This is a genomic window from Thalassospira permensis NBRC 106175 (assembly GCF_000714555.1).
Taxonomy (GTDB): Bacteria; Pseudomonadota; Alphaproteobacteria; order Rhodospirillales; family Thalassospiraceae; genus Thalassospira; species Thalassospira xiamenensis.
This window is the reverse complement of record NZ_AUNC01000004.1, coordinates 14,364-32,883: the sequence shown is the minus strand read 5'-3', so window position 1 is coordinate 32,883 and position 18,520 is coordinate 14,364. Positions and strand designations below refer to the sequence as shown.

Sequence of the window (18,520 nt, the reverse complement as noted above, 5' to 3'; positions counted from 1 at the left end):
TTTTCATTCCGACTTTATTTACTCAAATTCAGGGCGGTTTCAATATCATGGATCAAATCGTGGGCATCTTCGATACCGACGGACAAACGCAACAGATCATCGGGCACAGGGCTTGTTGGGCCTTCGACCGATGATCTGTGTTCAATCAGACTTTCGACCCCGCCAAGTGACGTCGCGCGTTTGAACAGTTTGCACTGATTGTGGAAATCCACGGCCCGTTTGCCGCCGCCCTTGACCCGGATCGACATCATGCCGCCAAATCCGCCGGTCATCTGGCGTTTGGCAATGTCATGGCCGATATGGCTTTCAAGGCCGGGATACTGGACCTGCGCGATTTCAGGGTGGTTTTCGAAATGGCGGGCGATTGCCATGGCATTGGCACTGGCCCGTTCGACCCGGATTGACAGGGTACGCATACCACGCAAAAGCAGCCATGCTTCGAACACACCCAGAACACCGCCGCCGCCTGCATGCTGTTTGCAAACGCGTTGCCAGAATTCGCTGTCCTTGTTTGCAGTGGTAAGTGTGCCGGCCAGAACATCACTATGTCCGTTAAGATACTTGGTTGCCGAATGCATGACGATATCTGCACCCAGTTCAATCGGGCGGGTCAGAAGCGGTGTGGCAACCGTATTGTCAACCGCAACAATCGCCCCGGCCTTGTGCGCGGCATCGGCAACGGCGGCGATATCGGTGATCTGCCAGTCCGGGTTGGCGGGCGTTTCCAGCCAGACCATTCTGGTTTTGCCAGGCTGGATATGTTTCACCCACTGGGCCGTGTCGCCATTATCAACAAAATCAAATGTCAGACCGGCGCGCACACCGCTATCGAGCATGAAGCTGCGCAGTGCCCAATACATTACCTTTGGCGCGACCACATGATCGCCTGGTGATAAGGCATGCAGCAACGCAACGGCGGCGGCCATGCCCGATGCGAAAAGCCGCGTCTGTGTGCCACCTTCGAGCGCGTCAAGAACTGCACAGGCCTGATCATAGGTCGGGTTGTCGGTGCGAGTATAGCATCGGCCATCGTGATAGCTAAGATCGGTATTGCGTTCGAACGTGGTCGACGGATAGATCGGCGGGGTGACCGAACGGGTGGTTTCCTCGACCCAGCCCAGGGCCTGAGCCGTGATGGTTGCGGGGTTCTGTTTCTTGTTATCGGCAGACATGGTGGCACCTGATTTTGTTGTCATTTATTGCCGCGCAACATAACGTGGAACACGCCACATCCCAAAACGAAAACAAAAGAACGACTGATTCAGATGCCCCATATCACGAACGATCCCCAATTCGACCTTCCCAAAGAATGCGATGTTGTCGTTATCGGCGGCGGTATCCATGGTGCCAGCAGCGCGTACTACCTTGCCAAGGCGGGCATGAAGGTTGTCCTTCTGGAAAAGGACACCATTGCCTCGCATCAGTCGGGGCGGGCGTGGGGGTTCGTGCGTCAGCAGGGCCGCGATCCGGTTGAACTGCCCCTGATGATCGAATGCAACCGCATCTGGCAGGGGCTTGAACAGGAACTGAATGCTGATCTGGAATGGCGGCAGGGCGGGGTCATGTTCGTTGCGCGCGATGATGCCGAAATGGCGGAATTTGAGCAATGGATCGAAGACGCCAAAGGATTTGATATCGAAACGCAGGTGCTTGATCCCAAGGGGGTTGCCAGGATCGCACCGGGCATCACGCGCCCCGGCGTTGGCGGGATTTATACCCCGTCTGACGGGCAGGCCGAACCGAAAAAGGCCGCCCCGGCAATCGCAAAACGTGCCGGTGAACTCGGCGCCTTTATTGCCGAAGGTTGCGGTGCCATTGGCATTGAAACGAGTGGCGGTGCAATCAGTTCGGTCATATCCGAACGTGGCGAGATCAAATGCAAATACGTGATCTGTGCCGCTGGGGCCGCGACGCATAAATTCGTTGCCAAATTCGGCCGTCGCCTGCCGCAGCAAACCACGCGCGGCACGGTGATCCGCACCACCCCGGTGCCGGAAATTTCAGCCGCCGGTACATTGGCCGCCGGTCTGGCGTTTCGTCAACGTGCCGATGGCTCGATGAATATCGCTGACGAATTCATGACCGATCTGGATTTAACATTGGGCCGGTTCAAATATGCCCGCGATTTTGCACCGGGCCTGTTTGCCAATTGGGCCACCTTCAAATTCCATCTGAACAAACGGTTCATAGATGACCTTGTTGATCGTTTGCCGGGATCGGCGGCATCGAAACAACTACTGATCGGGCGGCGGGAAAATCAAGCGCAGCCTTACGAGGTGCGCGTCAAAAACGCGATGGCGAACCTGCAAAAGGTTTTTCCGCAAATCAAGCAGGTGGGTATTGTTGATAAATGGGCGGGCGATATCGATGTCACCCCGGATGCCATACCGGTGATCGATCAGTTCGACAATCCAAAACATTTCTTTGTCGCCACCGGTTTTTCCGGCCACGGATTTGCCATGGGGCCAGTGGTCGGCAAGGTGCTGGCGGACTGGATCACGACCGGACAGCCATCCATTACGCTTGCCGGGATGGCGCTTTCACGGTTTGAGGACGGCACCATCCGCAAACCGCGCACGCGGGTCTGATCTTTTTGTATGAGGAATAATCTGGCGTCGGGATCGTTTTCAAACGGTCTTGACGCAGGGTATCTGTCATGCAATTAAATGTTATGTTATAACGTAACTTTTAATTTGAGGCTCATGATGAAATTTGCATCGGTCGCCGGTGTTGGTCTGGCTCTTTTCGGTGCAGCACAAATCGCCTAAAGCTGGGACCATGATCGCAGTTCTCCCAAACATTGCGGCCAGGGTTTCGGCTTTCGAAGACCGGCAACGATCTGCACGTTGCCGGTCTTCACCTATCTGTTATGCTCTATTGCGCGGCTTTGGTTTCGGGTAAATCATTCGTCTGATGATTGGTTTTGCCGTCAAAAAACCGTGTTGCCCCAATCGGGGCGGCAATAAAGTCATTCTCGCCAATGTCGGCATCCTTGCGTGCCGATGCCAATCGCACCGGCGGTTCGTCAACCGGTTCTGCGGTCAGGACAAAAGTCCCCCAATGAATGGCAAGCGCCTGCTTGATGCCCATTACCTGCATGATCTGAATGGCTTCTTCAGGGTTGGTGTGGGCGTTGCGCATGAAATCGCTGGGCTCGTAAGCCCCGATCGGGATCAGGCCGAAATCGATCCCGCCATATTGTTCGCCCATTTCGGTAAACAGCCGTTCGTTCCAGCCGGTATCACCGACGAAATAGAAACGATAGCCATCTGCGAATTCAAGGATATATCCGCCCCACAGCATTTCCTTGCGGTCCTTGGTGGTGCGCGCCGACCAGTGATTGCTGGGCACATGGGTGATGGTAATGCCGCCATGCGAAAGGCTTTGGTCCCAGTCGAGTTCTTCGTACTGGTCGGGGGAGATTCCGGCCTTTTCCAGAAGAGTTCCGTTTTTCAGCGGCAGGATATAGCGCGGGCCATTGCCAATCTTTCCAAGGCTTTCGACATCGAAATGGTCGTAATGATTGTGCGACAGCAGCACCAGATCAAGCGTCGGCAACTGATCGATCCGCAATCCCGGCTGGCTGTATCGTTTGGGGCCGACATATCGGAACGGCGATGCCCGTTTGGCAAAGACCGGGTCGGTTAGGATATTGAGCCCGCCATATTGCACCAGAGCCGTTGCATGGCCGATCCATGTGACTTGCAGGCGCGCCGGATCGGGATTGTGGATCGCGTCCATATCCGGGGCCTCGGTCGGGATTTTGCCGTGCTGGTGTTTGGCTTTTGGCCAGTTTTCAGAGCCGAAATAACGCCGCTTCAGGAAGCGCCAGAATGATCTTTTGCCGGTTTCCGGCAGGGGATAGCGGTTTTCAAATCCGAATGCTGTGTGGTGCGTTGGGCGTTTTTCGTCAGTCACGCGGTCAAATCCCCTGATCGGCTGATTGTTGTTTTCGATCTTATGAATGTGTCGCGGATCGGGAATTGTGCAAGTGCGGGCTGATCAATGGAAAAGGCCGGAACCCGGGCAGGTTCCGGCCTGCGTTTCCATCGGTCTATTCGATCACGGTCACGTAGCTGTCAAGCGGTGGAACGGTTTCGATAATGCCCTGATCCTTGAGATAATCGGCAAAGCGGGCATAACGGGTGCGGTCAACAGCAGCCGGACGGAGCGCAAAGCGCGGCAGGGTATCGGCCCATGCCTTGATGTTAAGCTCGTCATCCAGGTTCGGATAGGCCGCGATAAAGGCCTGCCAGCTGTCATCGGGATGATTGACCAGATACTGAACGCCCTCTTCAAGCGCGGCCAGCATGCGGGCAAAGCGCGGATCATCGGTTTTGTCGTTGCGCACGGTCAGGATCAGCTCGTCATAGGGCGGAACGCCTTCTTCCTCGACATAAAATGCCTTGCCCGGTTTGCCTTCGATTTCCATCTGGTTGAGCTCGAAATTGCGATAGCCGCCGATGATCGCATCGACCTGCCCGGAATACAGCGAGGGCGAGAGCGAGAAATTGACATTCACCAGCTCGACATCGTCAATCGAAACCCCGTATTTGCCAAGCATCGTGCCGAGTAACGCATCTTCGAAACCGGCCAGCGAATAACCGATTTTCTTGCCTTTCAGATCGGCAATTTCCTTGATCGGACCGTCTTTGAGGACAATCAGGCTATTAAGCGGGGTTGCGACCAGCGTACCGATGCGTGTTAGCGGCAGGCCTTCGGCGGCCTGCACGTGAAGCTGCGGCTGATAGTTGACGGCAACATCGCCCTGACCGGCGGCAACAAGACGCGGGGGGGCGGATGGATCGGCCGGTTCGATCAGTTCAACATCCAGATCATGCTTGGCAAAAAAGCCCTTTTCCTTGGCGACAATCAGGGGCGCGTGATCGGGATTGACGAACCAGTCCAGCAGTATGGTGAGCTTGTCGGCGGCAAAGGCCGGGCTGGTCATTCCCATCGCAACCGCGCCAATCGTGGCCGCGGTGATCATGGATTTCAGGCGTGACATGGATGAACCTCCTATCGGATATCGGAATATTTTTGATGTTCTGCCCCGCAGTTTCGGGCGGGGAATTCGGTTTATTTTGCCGGTTTCAGGCTGTCGGGCTGCCATGGCAAGGCCGCACGTAAGGCGCGGTCGACAAGGAAATATTGCGTGATCGAAAAGGCGCACAGGATCAGAAGGCAGGCAAAGACCATGTCGATCTGAACCCGTGCATTGGCATGCAGCATCAGATAGCCAAGGCCATGACTTGATCCGACCCATTCGCCGATCACCGCCCCGATGGGGGCAACCGCGGTCGCGACCCGAAAACCAGAGGCAAATGAAGGCAATGCGGCGGGGAGGCGCACATGGGTCAGCAACCGCCAGCGGCTGGCACCCATGGTGCGGGCAAGGTCGAGGAAGCCCGGTTCGGTGCGTGATAACCCGTCAAAAAACGCGACCGTGACGGGGAAGAAAATGATCAAGGCCGCCATCGCGATTTTTGAGCCCAGACCAAAGCCCAGCCATAATACCAGAAGCGGTGCCAGCGCAAAAAACGGGATCGCCTGCGACACCAGCAGGATCGGCATCAGCCAGAACCGGACGGGTGCAAAAAGTGCCATCGGCAGGGCCGCCAAGGCCCCCAGTGACGCCCCGGCAAAAAGCCCGATCACTGTTTCGGCAATCGTGTATCTGGCGTGGTCAAGCAACACGTCATGACGCTTGATCAGGGTCAGCCAGACTTCATAAGGGGCAGGCAGCATATATTTCGGTGCGCCGGTCACAGACACAACAATCTGCCATGTCGCGATCAGGGCGGCAATGATGATGAAAGGCCGGGCGAGTTTCAGCAGACGCCGTTCGGTCAGCGGGGGGCGGGGCGTTGTTCGGTTGGTCATGCCAGATCCTCCGCCCGGTTGAGTTCCTCGGCGGTGGCGCCAAGTTGACGGAGCAGTTCGGCCTGATGGCGGAGTATTTCCGGATCGGTGACATCGCGCGGGATTGTGCCCGCCGGAAGCATGGCGTCACTCAGGACCGCGGGGGTACCACGCAGGACATGAACCCGGTCGCCAATCCGAAGGGCTTCGAGCGGATCATGGGTGACCAGCAAAACCGTTTTGCCGCGCAATACCCGTGCGGCAAGGTCCTGAAGGCGCATGCGGTTAAGCGGATCAAGGGCAGAAAAGGGTTCATCCATGAGGACAACCGGGCGATCTTCCATCAGGGTGCGGGCCAAGGCGGCGCGTTGCTTCATGCCGCCCGAAAGTTCGGCCGGGCGCAGGTGGGCGGCATCGGATAACCCGACCTTGGCAATCAGCGCATCGGCGCGCGCAAGGTCGGGACGCTGATTGCGAAGCACCGCCCCCAGCACCACATTTTCCCGGACGTTCCGCCACGGCAGAAGCAAATCCTGCTGCGCCATATAGGCAACCCGGCCCAAAAGCGGCTTGCCATCCGAGCAGGAAATATCCCCGCCAGCCTCGCCATCGACCAGCCCTGCGAGATAACGCAACAATGTGCTTTTGCCGACACCCGATGGGCCCAGCAGGCAGGTGACGCTGTTGGCGGGCAGGGTCAGGTCAAGATCATGGAAAATATCGTCGCCGTTAAAGGCCACGCGACCACCGCGCAGATGAATATCAAACGGCGTTGCGTTGCCCGGCATGACGGGGGGATTTGGGGATGTTGCCGGGGTCGGCGCTGGTTCTGTCTTGCGCATGCGATCCTTCCTACGCCGGTCTTAACCGGTTCAGGTTCAAAGGGTCGTCCGGCAACACCGAACCTCTCAGCCGATTCACGATCGGCCCCCCTGGAGATGACGGGACTATGCGCAGATCATGGCGGGACGTCAAGTATCGTTGTTGAATGTTGATATCCGCGTAATGGGACAAGCGAAATATATACCAAAGTTTATAGGACTATCCTATGCCATGGTGCTCAAAAGTGGAGGTTAATATTTCAGAGTATAAGTAATAAGAAATTTTTTTAAAGTATGTGTTCTAATGTGTGACGGTTGTCACTCATTAAAAGGATTAATGACTGTAATCAAAGCAAATGAATGTTGGTGGGATTCATTGGCGTCGTGCTTTGATATGGTTTCATTGAACTTTGTTGTAAATGAGTTTTTAGGAATATTTGCGTCGGGCGCTGATCTTTTCGGTGCGCCGAACTGCGAAGAACATGCTTGTGCGGCTGTGCGCTATGCAGAAGTCCGGAAAAGCTGATGCGTATCCGGTGTGCCTTAGTGATGTGCGGATTGCTGGCTTTCTATGCGGATAAGTCTTATGCGCAACAGGTGCCTGAAGCCGTCCAAAAATCAATAGAGCAAGAGCAAATCCGTCAGCAGCAGCGCGATTGGGATTTCAATACGCAGCCACAAAGCAGGCCCGATATCAGGTTGGATGCACCTGTACCCAAATCCAAAGATGAGGGGCAGCCTGTAGGGCCGTGTTTCCCTATCGAGACTACGGAAATAGAAGGGCTGGAGGGTTTGGATCTTGTGCCGGATACTTTCGACCGCCTGAACGGCGAATGTATTCGATTGAATGATCTGAACGATTATCTGAACGAGATGAACGCATTTTATGCGGATCGCGGATATATAACGACACGTGTTTATTTGCCAGAGCAGGATCTTTCAACCGGTATTCTGAAGATACTAATAATTCCCGGTAGAGTTGAAGGATTTGATTATGAAGGCGGAGAGCCCGCCGACTCTCGGATTTATTCGGCATTCCCGCTCAAGGAGGGGGATATCGTTAATCTCCGGGATATTGAGCAGGCATTAGAAAACTTTAATTCACCGCGATCTCAATCAGGGCAGTTCAAGCTATATCCGGGCGCGCAGCAGGGTACTTCGATAATTCGTCTGTCGGCGGCAAATGAACTGCCCTTTGGCGGAAATATCACTTTTAATAATTTCGGCTATAAAAACACAGGGCGCCAGAAAACCGGGGGAAGTCTTTATTACGACAACCTTCTTAACCTGAATGACACGATCCAGATAAGCGCGTCCTCTACTGTTAAAGGGCTCACGTCCAGCGATACCTATTCCAGAAGTACAAGCGGCAGCTATTTTGTTCCTTTTGGAAACTGGAGTTTCAATGTTGGAGCAGGATACAGCGAATACGGTTTTATCCTGCCCGCCATCAATCAGAATCTGCCGGTTTATGGTCGAAGCCATTGGGTTTCGACGGATATTCAACGCTTAATTTGGCGCGGAGAAAAGGCCAAATTTTATGCCGTTGCCGGGCTTGAAACTTCGCGATCCAGAAATTTCCTTGATGATTTTGAAGTCGTTGTTCAGAGGCGTTTCGCAACCAAGTCAAAATTTGGACTAAGCGGGCGCCTGAATTTCGAAAATGGCTATCACGATTGGTCTGTTAACGCGATCCGCGGATTGGATGCGCTTGGTGCAGAGCCGCCACTTGATCCGGATATCAATCCTGAACCCCTGTTGTTCACTGCAAGTTCTGCGCTTCAAGCCAGTTTTGCAGAGGGACAGGTGCGTCTTGGTCACCAAATCAATGCTCAATACTCTGAAGATAATCTCGCGAGTTCTGACAAGTTTGCAATTGGTGGCGGGTATTTCAGCATCCGCGGTTTCAGAGAAGACAGTTTGTCCGGAAGGTCCGGAATATCGACACGCAACGATCTCAGCTATCGCATTTTTCAAGACAATGACGCGAGTGCCGACGTCGTCTGGGGACTGGACGCCGGTTATGTCGAACTAAGCAAAGATGATCGCGAAACCTATGACGCCCCCTTGCTTGTCGGGACGTCACTTGGGCTGCGGGTCAACTTTTTGGGTGCTTTCAATCTTGATCTGGTCGTTGCCCGGGCTCTTCGCAGACCCGAGGCCTTTACGGATTCCGGAATAATCAAATACGCGCAAGCGTCTCTGTCGTTTTAGCTGCAGAGTTGGGGATTAAGTCATGGATTATCTTGGCAAATTGTTTCCTGGTATTCAGAAAAGCGCAGCACTGCTTGCCGCAGTGCTTTATACGCTTTCTCCTGTAGTGGCAGGAGCCCAGCAAGCAGCAAATACAGACCGCTCTTCTGTTGATCAGTCGAGAAACGGGCTTACGATTTACAATATCAACACGCCCAACTCCAAAGGGCTGTCGAACAACATTCACAGCAGCTTTAATATCCCCAATCAGGGCGCAATCGATAACAATTCGGCAACGATTGCCTATTCGCAGCTTGAAAAGGGTTATATCGAGGGTAACCCCAACCTTCGCGCCGGACAGGAAGCATCGACGATCCTTCACCAGATCATCGGTGGTTCCCGCTCTCAGATGAATGGTCTGCTTGAGGTTGCAGGCAAGAAAGCCCAGGTCGTTATCGTGAACGAAAATGGGATTACCTGTAATGGTTGCGGTTTCATCAACACGAGCAGGGCAACCCTTTCCACCGGGCAAGCAAATATCAATGCTTCTGGTGATCTGGCGGGTTTTGACGTTACGCGTGGCGATATTCTGATTAACGGAAATGGGCTGGATGCCATTAGCGGCAACCAGGCAAACGACCAGATTGACCTGATTGCCCGAACCATCGCCATTCGCGACGCTGCCAAAGTCAGGGCGAAACAACTTAACGTCATTGCGGGCAGCAATGCGGTTGATTACGCGTCTTTGAGCACCGGCGAGATTTCCGGAAGCGGTGCCGTTCCGGAAGTTGCCATAGACGTTGCCGCACTTGGCGGAATGTACGCTGATTATATTCACCTCATCGCGACGGATGACGGGGTTGGCGTGAATATGAATGGTGCTGTCGCGTCGGCGGGAAATCTTGCTCTTGATGCCAATGGCAAGATCAGTCTTGGCGGATCGGCTGTCGTTTCGTCCGGAGAGGCGACGACCATCAATACGACGGACGACTTTGAAAATGCGGGAAGTCTGAAAAGTGCCAAAGAACTTTCTGTGTCGGCAAAAAATATTGAAAACAGCGGACAGCTGAACTCGGACGCCAATGTAAGCCTGACAGCCCAAGAGACGATAGCATCTGGCAGCACCGGCATGATCCGTTCAAGCGGGGATACAGCCCTTACAGCCGGTCAGAACATACAAAACAGCGGTGTTGTGGCCGCATATGGTGACCTCGCTATTGATGCGCCGGATGTAAGGAATGAAGGCGGCATTCTTTGGGCCAATGATAATGTCCAGATCGGATATGCCGCCGCAGATGATGGTCGGGCCAATTATGTTCTGAACCGGAACGGGCGTATTGAAGCCTATAGCGGTGACCTTGAAATCAAGGCTCAGAATATTGTCAACCAAGGCACTGCACCGACAGCCAATATCAAAGAGAATATCTATCAGTTTTACGAAACGCCGGGGCCGGTTAATCCAAATGGCGATATTCGCAGTCGATTGGTTTCTGCGACGTTCTTTAATGCAGATGGTTCTCTGAAAACGGAATACACAGAAGACTATGCTTTACTTTGGGAGCAGCTGTTTTCTGGAGACCTGACAAATGCAACGCAGCTTGAGCCGGAAATTCTGGCCCTGCTGCAATCATCGGCAATCGGAAGTGGTGGAAATACGCTTGGCTCGTCTTGGGTTACTTATTTCGGTCGTCTGAGCAGTAAAGCATCCGAAGCAGGCGTTCCTTCGATTGTAGAATTCATGCGCGACATGATGGCGGACTCTGCGCGTGTGCCAGAACCCGTTGTTGCGCCAGAAGAACCTTCTTCTCCCGAAGGCGGGGAAGGTGCGCCTGAAGCGCCTGAAGCTCCGGAGCCAGTTACCGGAGGGGCAGAGCCTGGTTCCATCAAGGCGGAATATCTTCCGCAATATCTGGCCCTTTGGGAAAGCCTGTCGTCTGGGCAGGCTATCAGTGCCGAAACACTTGCGGCCCTGAACCCGTCTTATGTGAAGGACGGGGCCATCCTGCCGGAAATCAGCAATCTCTGGAAATCGATCCGTTCGGGATCGGGCGAAAATTATACCATCTTGGTCACGATTACCCAGGACACGTTGAACGATGATGGTGTTCTGGCTGAATTGAAGGCCGGGCGAAATATTCGCCTTGAAGCGAAAAACATTAACAATATCTACGGCGCGATTCAGGCGGGTGAAAATCTTGATATTACCGCTGAAAACCTTACGAACACTTCGTTCGGGGCCAGCCAGACACGCCACGAAGTGCACAAACGCGGATGCTTTACCTGTCATGAAGGGGTTCTTGATTTTGCCGATACTTTCGGTGGGGTGATACAGGCCCATGGTGACCTGAATATTTCGGTTACCGATTCCTTGAACAATATGACAATCGGCAGTCGCAGTGCGGCGCAGCTGTTGGCTGATATTGGTGTGCATCTGCAAAGCACCAGCAATCGCCTGACCGCGGAAGTTCCAAAACCCTCCAAAAGCACCATCGCGCCTACGGCGGAAATCTCGACACCCGGCGCAGCAACATCGACCCTTGATAATCTCAAGCAGGAGCTGGAAGAGGTCCTTGAGGTTGCGCACGAGAATTTTGAGACCCCCGCAACTGGCGAGCTCGATGCATTCATGTCCTCGCCATACCTGTTCAGTCGTCTCGATTTCGAACCGCTGATTGAACAGAATGAATTACGGGCATTTGAAGTTCTTGCCTCAAACGACCCGACGGTACGTCAGGCATGGGCAACACAGCAAATTCGCAATGCGCAGGTTCTTGGCGGCAATGGTGCGGCCCAGGCACGAAACGATTTGATCAGCGAGCAGCTTGAGCTTGCTCTTGCTCTTCCGTCGTCCACGGATAATGGCGCAAAGCCCCTGTCTTCTGTGACGGCGTTTCTTGACAAGCGTAACGGTGCCCTGATTTCTGCAGACAAGGTTGATATCGTCGCGGGAGAGGTGAAGCAGATCGCCGGTGGCCAGATCACAAGCGACAGCGAAACCACAATTGTTGCCGATACGATCGATCTTGAACGCGGCGATCTTAAGTCTGGTGGCGATATCTCGCTTTCCGGTGATCAGGAAGTGCGTCTTGCTGCTGTCGATGTTTCGGCCGGTAATGATGTCACGATCAACAGTGCTAGCGGTGATGTCCGGATCGAGACAATTGAAGAGCGGACTGAATTCACCCGCGAATTCTATTCCGATGTGACAACCCGAAATCCTGGCTGTGGTTCGGACGGAGATTGCGAACAGTTCACAACCAAGCGCGTCAAAACCGGCAGTGGCAAAGGCACGGCTGTCACCCATCAGGGCGGGGCGCTTGATGTTGGCGGTAACCTTAAGATCGAGGCTGCTAAAGATGTGGCCGTGATTGGCACCAAGGCGGAAGTTGGTGGTGATGTCAGCCTTTCGGCTTCTGGCGATCTTTTGATCGGTTCCGCCCGTAATGTGCATGATTATTCCCAAACTAGCGGCAAGTCATCGTCCAAGGCCCATTCCGAAGATCTGGTGACCTCGGCGATTGTTGCCGGTGGTGATGTCAATCTTTCAGGCACCAATGTCGGGATCGAGGCATCGACGGTTTCCGCCGATGGCAAGCTTGATGTCATGGCGTTTAACGACCTGTCGATTGTGGCGGGTGCTGAAAATTCAAGCTATTCCTCCAAGTCGAGCTCTGGCGGCGGCGGTTTCTTTGGCAAGAAGAAATCCGAAAGCCTTAACGAGAGCCACCTGACTTATCAGGAAAGTGTGCTGTCGAGCGGCGATGACATGTCGCTCAATGCCATGGGCAATATCGCCATTGCCGGGTCCGAAGTCGAAAGCGGTGGCGATATTGACATTACCGCCTTTGGCGGGCTGACGATTACATCCCTTCAGGAACAGCATCACCGTGAACACAAGGTCGAGAAAACCGGGCGTTTGGGCGGAATGTTCGGGGGATCCAGCTCGCGCACGGAAATCCATGATCTGACGGAAATCAAGGGGGCCGAGGTCACCTCGCTTGCTGATCTGACCACCCAGTCGGGATCGGACACCACCATTCGTGCCAGCCGGGTTTCGGCCGGGGGCGATTTGAACATCAGTGTTGGCAAGGGCCCGTTTGCCGATCCGGATGCCAAGCTCTGGCTTCTGACCGACAAGGAACGCGATTACCTGTCGGTTTCGGAATATGAGGGCGGCACGCTCAAGTGGACGATGACGGAATATGGCCACGAGAAGGAAGTGGTCCGTCATGCCATCCTTGAATCGGGCGGTGATTTCGTCATCGAAAGCCCGGGCGGGGTGGTGGTTGAATACCGCTCTACCGGCGATTTTGCCACCGACATCGCCCAGTTGGCCGAGGCGCCCGGCCTTGAATATCTTGCCGACCTGCAAGGCATGGACAATGTCGACTGGCAGGGTGTGGAGGAAATCTATCGCACCTGGTACGACCAAAGCTCCGGCCTTGGCGGCGGTGCGATGGCGCTTATCGCGATTGCGACGGCCATTCTGACAGCGGGGGCAACGGCAGGGTTGGCTGCGGCAATGACCGGTGCCACTGCAGGTGGTGCCGGTGCGGCTTCGGTAACGATTGCCGGTGTCACCTATGCTGGATCGGTTGCCCAGATCACCGCGATGACGATGATCAACGCAGCGTTGGCGGGAGTTGCAACCACTGTTACCACCTCTGTTGCCAACGGTGCTGTGTCAGGCGACATGCGTGGTGCTTTCCAGTCAATATTCTCCAGCAATACTTTGCGCAACATTGTTGTAGGTGCCCTGACCGCGGGTGCGACGCAATCCATTAATCTCGATACTTTCGGATTTGAGGACTTGGGCAAGTCTCCCGAATTTGTGACAACACTTCTGGATAACAGCATTGATGGTGTTATCCGTAGTGGGATCGGTAGCGCCATTACCGGCGAAGACTTTAGCGACAGTCTGATTGGTAATCTGCGTCTGGCGGCTGCCAGCACGATAGGCGCGTCGCTGGCGGCTGAAATCGGTGCCGAATACAACTCTATGATGACGACCAATGCCGACGGCACAACCAGTGTCGATCCGGGAACCTGGCTTTGGCACAAGGTTGCCCATGCGGCACTGGGCTGTGCGCGTGGCGAGATTTCGCAGTCCGGCGGCTGTGCGGCGGGGGCCGCAGGCGGTGTCGGCGGTGCGGTATCAGCCGAGCTCTATCAGTGGATGACTGAAGAGAGCACCCTTCAAGACATTCAGAACTTTACAGGAATTGACTTGGAGAAACCCGACGAAATCACGCCAGAACAACGCGACACCATGAATGCCATGTTTGCAGAGTGGCGTCAGAACGGGGTTGATGTTGGGCGTCTGGTTGGTGCGGCATCGGCAGCCTTGATCGCGACAAGCGGCAACGAGGTCTATATCGGGGCCGATGCGGGCCAGAGTGTTGCAGAGGACAATATCCTTCCTGCTGTCATTCTTCTGGTTCAGGGGGCAATGATCGCATGGACGGCTTATGAGCTTTATGACAATGCGACAACCGCATATGAATTGGTTACTGCTTATGCCAATGGCGAACTGACCGACGAGCAGTTTGAAGATGCCCTTCTGGAGGCTGGCCTCAATGCGGTCATTGATGTTTCGGTGGGCAAGCTCAAGATTCTTGAGAAGTCCTATGAACTTGCTCGCAAGGCTGGGTTGACCGATAAGGTTGACGATATTGCCCGGCAGATTGCAAACCATAAGAATGGTGGTATAAATTCCCCAAATACGGCAGATGGTGTTCCAATTCGTGAGTACCCCGATGGAAGCTTTAGGACGCCGGACGGGAAATTTGCAAGTCAGGGAGGGCTACCTTCTCCGGGAACGAAATCTGCTCAGGAATATACCCAGTATTTGCGTGACAACGGATTCGATGTAGTGGGTGAAGAGCTGACTGTCAGGGGAGCTGTTGGAAACCGGCGCTATGATGCAGTCGTTCGTACGGACAGTGGCGAATTATGGGGAATAGAATACAAGAGTGGCGGGGCAACTAAAACGCCTCAGCAAGACTTCAATGACATGTACATCAACCAGTTCGGTGCTGACGGTGTCGGACAATTGGCTGGTGAAACTGTAGTCGGAAACATTACGATATATCTGCCATGAAAATGCTCCTTGAAGTAGAAAAGAAAAAGCCTGCGCAAGTTCACGAGTTTTCAAAGGTCGAAAAAGCGCTTCGCGCTTTGAAAAGCTATGGGCCACAATCCTATGCTAGCTTGACGAAACCGGATGGATCCTACTTACAAGTTGCTGGCGGTCGAGTTAATTGCGTACTGGAAATGCGTGAAAAGCCAAGCGATAGGCATTGGCGAGCACATCTTGAGGTGGCAAAGGTCCCGTTCAAAGGGCAGCAGACTCTTATGTTTGGTGGCGGCCACATGACGATGGAGCCTGATGAGGTGTTGTTCGTTGAAGATGTTGTGGCGGTTTTCAAAGCATTTTTTGAGTCTGAACCGTTCCCCAAAGAGATAAAGTGGCGTGACATGTCTCAGATAGTGCGAAAGACGTGAAAGTCTTTAGAAAAAGGGGACAGATTTAATTTGGGCACAGGCTGTAATGCTCTTCAATCGGCATCAATGTCGGGTTTTAGGCCTATTGCCTAAAGCAAGCTTGCTGTCATGGCGTTTAACAATCTGGTGATCTTGGCCGGTTGGGGCAACCTAAAGTATAAAAAGTCTGTCCCTTTGGATCTGTATGCGGTTTTCATATTTCCTAAAAAAAAAGTTCTTGATTTGTTCTTTTATTTGTGGCATAAAGACAAAGTCAACGGGAGAAATGTACCCGGACCGAAACCCGCAAGGCCTTGTGCCTCGCGGGTTTTTGCGTTTGGGACCAGATCAAAGAGGGGATCAGGATGCAGCGGCAAGGATTGAGGCAGGGCGGCTGGGCACCCCGCAGGATATGCGTCGGCGGATGGCGGAGCCATTACGGCGGCATTCCGCGCCGGTTCTAATATGCTTTTAATGCGCTTGTTTGTCATGACGGGAGAGGTGCGTCTTGTCGGGGAACGGACCCCGAATTTGCCGGAAGCGGCAGCAATGGCAGCAGCGGCGGCATCGGATTGCGGCCCGTCGGTGGTGGACAGGTTGGGCGCAGTGCGCCCGAAATCCGTCTGCGGGTGAAAATGGCGGCGGTCCGAGGTGTGTCTGGATGTTGGAATGGCAAGTTGTCGCCGTGGCCGGGGCGGGCAATGAGCAGCCGGGCGGTCCGTGGGGCGTCAGTTGGCGAGGTTGCTGGAGGCCCGAGGTGTGTTCGGGCTTCGGTGGTCATGACATTGTCGGATGGGGGAGGGGCGGGCAACAAGGCCGTGGGTGGTCGTTGGGATATCCGTTGGTGGAGCCGGTGGGAGCGATGAGCCTGAAGGCTGTCTGATGATGAGGCTTGCGAAAGCCCGAGGTTTGTTCTTTTTCCGGTTGCGGGAAGTGTGGCTTGCGGCTGAGTGCCGGGCCGTTGCACCCGTCCGGATTCCGAGGTCATTAGCTTGGCGGCAATAGTACGACCCGTTAGGGGGATGTTGCACAGACCGAGTATGAGACTGGTGGAAATATGGGAGTGGTCGGGTAAAGATTGGGGCAAGATGCAGGTGCACTTTCAAATGGCGATGCAGTCGCTCTATATATTCCACCGCAAAATCTTGATGGAATTACGGGCCCAAGTGGAAACGAGAGCGGAGCCAATAATCAGTGGGTGCCAGGTGGACTTGCATCGGGTGGAACTGCCGAGGCAGTTGTTGACTTGAGAAACGCACCGCTTATCGAAATTGAATTCTAGTGGAGGTTATTGTGAACCTTAAGCCTTTGAAGATTGATACTTCGAAAAGAGATCGACACCTAGATCTGAGGGACGGCGAGTATTATTTCTGCAATGCACAAGGGAACGAGACCGAGCTTTTGGGAATACACTGCAAGGCTTTTTATGCAGATGGTGCATATTTCTTCCAGTTTGATAGCGGGCACTTTGCGACTAAATTTGCCAACGCTAAGATAACGGAGGAAGAGTTTTTGGCGCTACGTCGCGGTGAAATCTCCTTCGACAAACTCCACAAAAAGTACGCAAAGTCTGATTGATTTACAGCCACCGTTCCAACTTTTAGGGACCTTCAAAAGTTTCTGCGATCACGGTCGGTGGTAATATCGTCATTGCCGGGGCCGCAGTCGAAAGCGGCGGCGATATTGATATTACTGATTTTGGGGACCTGACCAGCATGTTCCTTTTGGAACAGCATCACCACGCCGGATCGGCCGTTCGAAGCTTGCCTGCCGGGTGATCCCATCCATGTGCGACGCCATCAATCGTGGCCGGGAACCGAACGCGCCGGGCCTTGCCCCAGCTTGTGGTTTCGAGATGCGGGGCGATGTCGTTTTCGGTTTCGGGGGCGATGGTTTGGGGTCGGGTTGGTTGCGCAGTCTGGCAGAGCAGGTGGGCGGTGCGGGCCAGCGAATGGCGGGCGGTGGTGATCTGGCCGGTCTGGCTGCGGAGCAACAGTGCGTGGATGGTGCTTGCCGCCATCAGATAGCCGGTTGCGTGGTCAAGGGCCTGCACCGGAAGGGGCGTTGGTTTTGGCGCATCGGCCTGTTTCATGCCGAAATCGGCGATGCCGCAGCTCATTTGGACCAAGCTGTCAAAGCCGCGCCGTTTGGCCCACGGGCCGGTCCAGCCATAGGCGCAGAGTGTCACATCTATCAGGCCGGGATTGATGCGGCGAAGTTCGTCCGCGCCATAGCCAAGGCCGGGCAGGGCATCGGGGCGGTAGCCATGCAGCAGGATATCGGCACCGGCCAGAAGGCTTTCGAATGTTTTGCGATCCTCGGTGCTTTTGAGGTCAAGCCCGGCACAGCGTTTGCCAAGGGTGATTTCGGGGATTACCGCGCCCTCGTCCCAGTGGGGCGGATCGATGCGCAAGACATCCGCGCCATAGGCCGCCAGAAACCGCCCGGCGACGGGGCCGGCCAGAACGCGGGTCAGGTCAAGCACGCGGATCCCGGCCAAAGGCCGGTTCGGCCGGATAACGTGGCGGGATTTTGCGGTGATGCCGTGATGCTGCCAGCCGATCAGCGGTTCGGCCGCAATCGCAACCCCTTGCGGGTGGGATTGCCAGTCACCCAGGCTACGCATGGTGGCGGCACAGCCGCCCGCCGCAATGATTGCGGTTTCGAGGTCATCGGATTTCCAGTTTGCGACAATCGGGGCGAGGGCTTCGCGGTCCGTGTAATCGCCCAGAACCGACAGGGCGGCCGCACGGTGATGCGGGGCGTTGGTGTGAAGCCGTATCCAGCCATCAGCGGTTTGATAGTCACCGGCAATCGCGTCCCAGACCGGCGGCAATTCCCAGCCCATCGGGCGGATCGTCATATCAAACCATTTTGATGTCAGCCTTTGATCAATAGTGATGTCCGCCAGATCGCCAGTCGCCAAACAGCGATAGCGCGAGATCATGGCGGCTGCGATGCCGATGGACGCGGTTGCAAGATCGGTGACGGCAAAGAAGGATGGCAGGGCGTCCGTGCCGGTGATTTTGATATCGGGCAGGGCGTTTGTGCCGCCCGGAAGATCAAGGGCGGCGTTAAGGGCATCGGTAATCGGGGTGATGAACGGGTTGGGCTTGTTGGTCATGGCGGTCATGTTGGTGGCTCCTTTTTCCGCACTGGTG

Annotated in this window: 11 protein-coding genes and 1 riboswitch; of the genes, 5 read left to right on the top strand and 6 right to left on the bottom strand. The window is 54.7% G+C overall.

Features of this window, described 5'->3' with window-relative positions:
- Window positions 1-14: 14 nt before the first annotated feature.
- Window positions 15-1,172: a trans-sulfuration enzyme family protein gene (locus SMB34_RS03550; protein ID WP_037987769.1), complete on the bottom strand. Its 1,158-nt coding sequence runs from the start codon at window positions 1,170-1,172 to the stop codon at window positions 15-17.
- 93 nt (window positions 1,173-1,265) lie between these two features.
- Between SMB34_RS03550 and SMB34_RS03545 the strand changes: the two genes are divergently transcribed.
- Window positions 1,266-2,588 carry an NAD(P)/FAD-dependent oxidoreductase gene (locus SMB34_RS03545; protein WP_051682110.1) on the top strand — a complete coding sequence of 441 codons (1,323 nt, stop codon included), beginning with the start codon at window positions 1,266-1,268 and terminating at the stop codon, window positions 2,586-2,588.
- A 286-nt stretch (window positions 2,589-2,874) separates the two neighbouring features.
- Here SMB34_RS03545 and SMB34_RS03540 read toward each other — a convergent pair whose 3' ends face one another.
- The 4 genes from SMB34_RS03540 to SMB34_RS03525 all read right to left on the bottom strand — a co-directional run bounded on the left by SMB34_RS03540 (window position 2,875) and on the right by SMB34_RS03525 (window position 6,704).
- Entirely contained in the window at window positions 2,875-3,918 is a 1,044-nt protein-coding gene (locus SMB34_RS03540; protein WP_037987701.1) for an MBL fold metallo-hydrolase, read from the bottom strand.
- 136 nt (window positions 3,919-4,054) lie between these two features.
- Window positions 4,055-5,008: an ABC transporter substrate-binding protein gene (locus SMB34_RS03535; RefSeq protein WP_037987700.1), complete on the bottom strand. Its 954-nt coding sequence runs from the start codon at window positions 5,006-5,008 to the stop codon at window positions 4,055-4,057.
- A 71-nt stretch (window positions 5,009-5,079) separates the two neighbouring features.
- Window positions 5,080-5,883: an ABC transporter permease gene (locus tag SMB34_RS03530; RefSeq protein ID WP_051682104.1), complete on the bottom strand. Its 804-nt coding sequence runs from the start codon at window positions 5,881-5,883 to the stop codon at window positions 5,080-5,082.
- On the bottom strand, window positions 5,880-6,704 hold the full coding sequence (locus tag SMB34_RS03525; protein ID WP_156962632.1) for an ABC transporter ATP-binding protein: 825 nt from the start codon (window positions 6,702-6,704) through the stop codon (window positions 5,880-5,882). Before SMB34_RS03525 ends, SMB34_RS03530 begins: the two co-directional genes overlap by 4 nt.
- Window positions 6,695-6,806, bottom strand: a riboswitch (TPP riboswitch). Its footprint overlaps the gene before it by 10 nt.
- A 402-nt stretch (window positions 6,807-7,208) precedes the next feature.
- Here SMB34_RS03525 and SMB34_RS20575 point away from each other — a divergent pair.
- The 4 genes from SMB34_RS20575 (at window position 7,209) to SMB34_RS03495 (ending at window position 16,937) form a co-directional block, all read left to right on the top strand.
- On the top strand, window positions 7,209-8,897 hold the full coding sequence (locus SMB34_RS20575; protein WP_084716472.1) for a ShlB/FhaC/HecB family hemolysin secretion/activation protein: 1,689 nt from the start codon (window positions 7,209-7,211) through the stop codon (window positions 8,895-8,897).
- A 22-nt stretch (window positions 8,898-8,919) separates the two neighbouring features.
- Window positions 8,920-14,976: a two-partner secretion domain-containing protein gene (locus SMB34_RS03515; protein WP_037987698.1), complete on the top strand. Its 6,057-nt coding sequence runs from the start codon at window positions 8,920-8,922 to the stop codon at window positions 14,974-14,976.
- Window positions 14,973-15,380, top strand: coding sequence for a hypothetical protein (locus SMB34_RS03510; protein ID WP_007092564.1), 408 nt, complete (start codon window positions 14,973-14,975; stop codon window positions 15,378-15,380). The genes SMB34_RS03515 and SMB34_RS03510 overlap by 4 nt, the downstream gene beginning before the upstream one ends.
- Before the next feature lie 1,272 nt (window positions 15,381-16,652).
- Window positions 16,653-16,937: a hypothetical protein gene (locus SMB34_RS03495; protein WP_062959631.1), complete on the top strand. Its 285-nt coding sequence runs from the start codon at window positions 16,653-16,655 to the stop codon at window positions 16,935-16,937.
- 157 nt (window positions 16,938-17,094) lie between these two features.
- Here SMB34_RS03495 and SMB34_RS03490 read toward each other — a convergent pair whose 3' ends face one another.
- Entirely contained in the window at window positions 17,095-18,492 is a 1,398-nt protein-coding gene (locus SMB34_RS03490) for a CoA transferase (RefSeq protein WP_037987763.1), read from the bottom strand.
- Window positions 18,493-18,520: the final 28 nt, after the last annotated feature.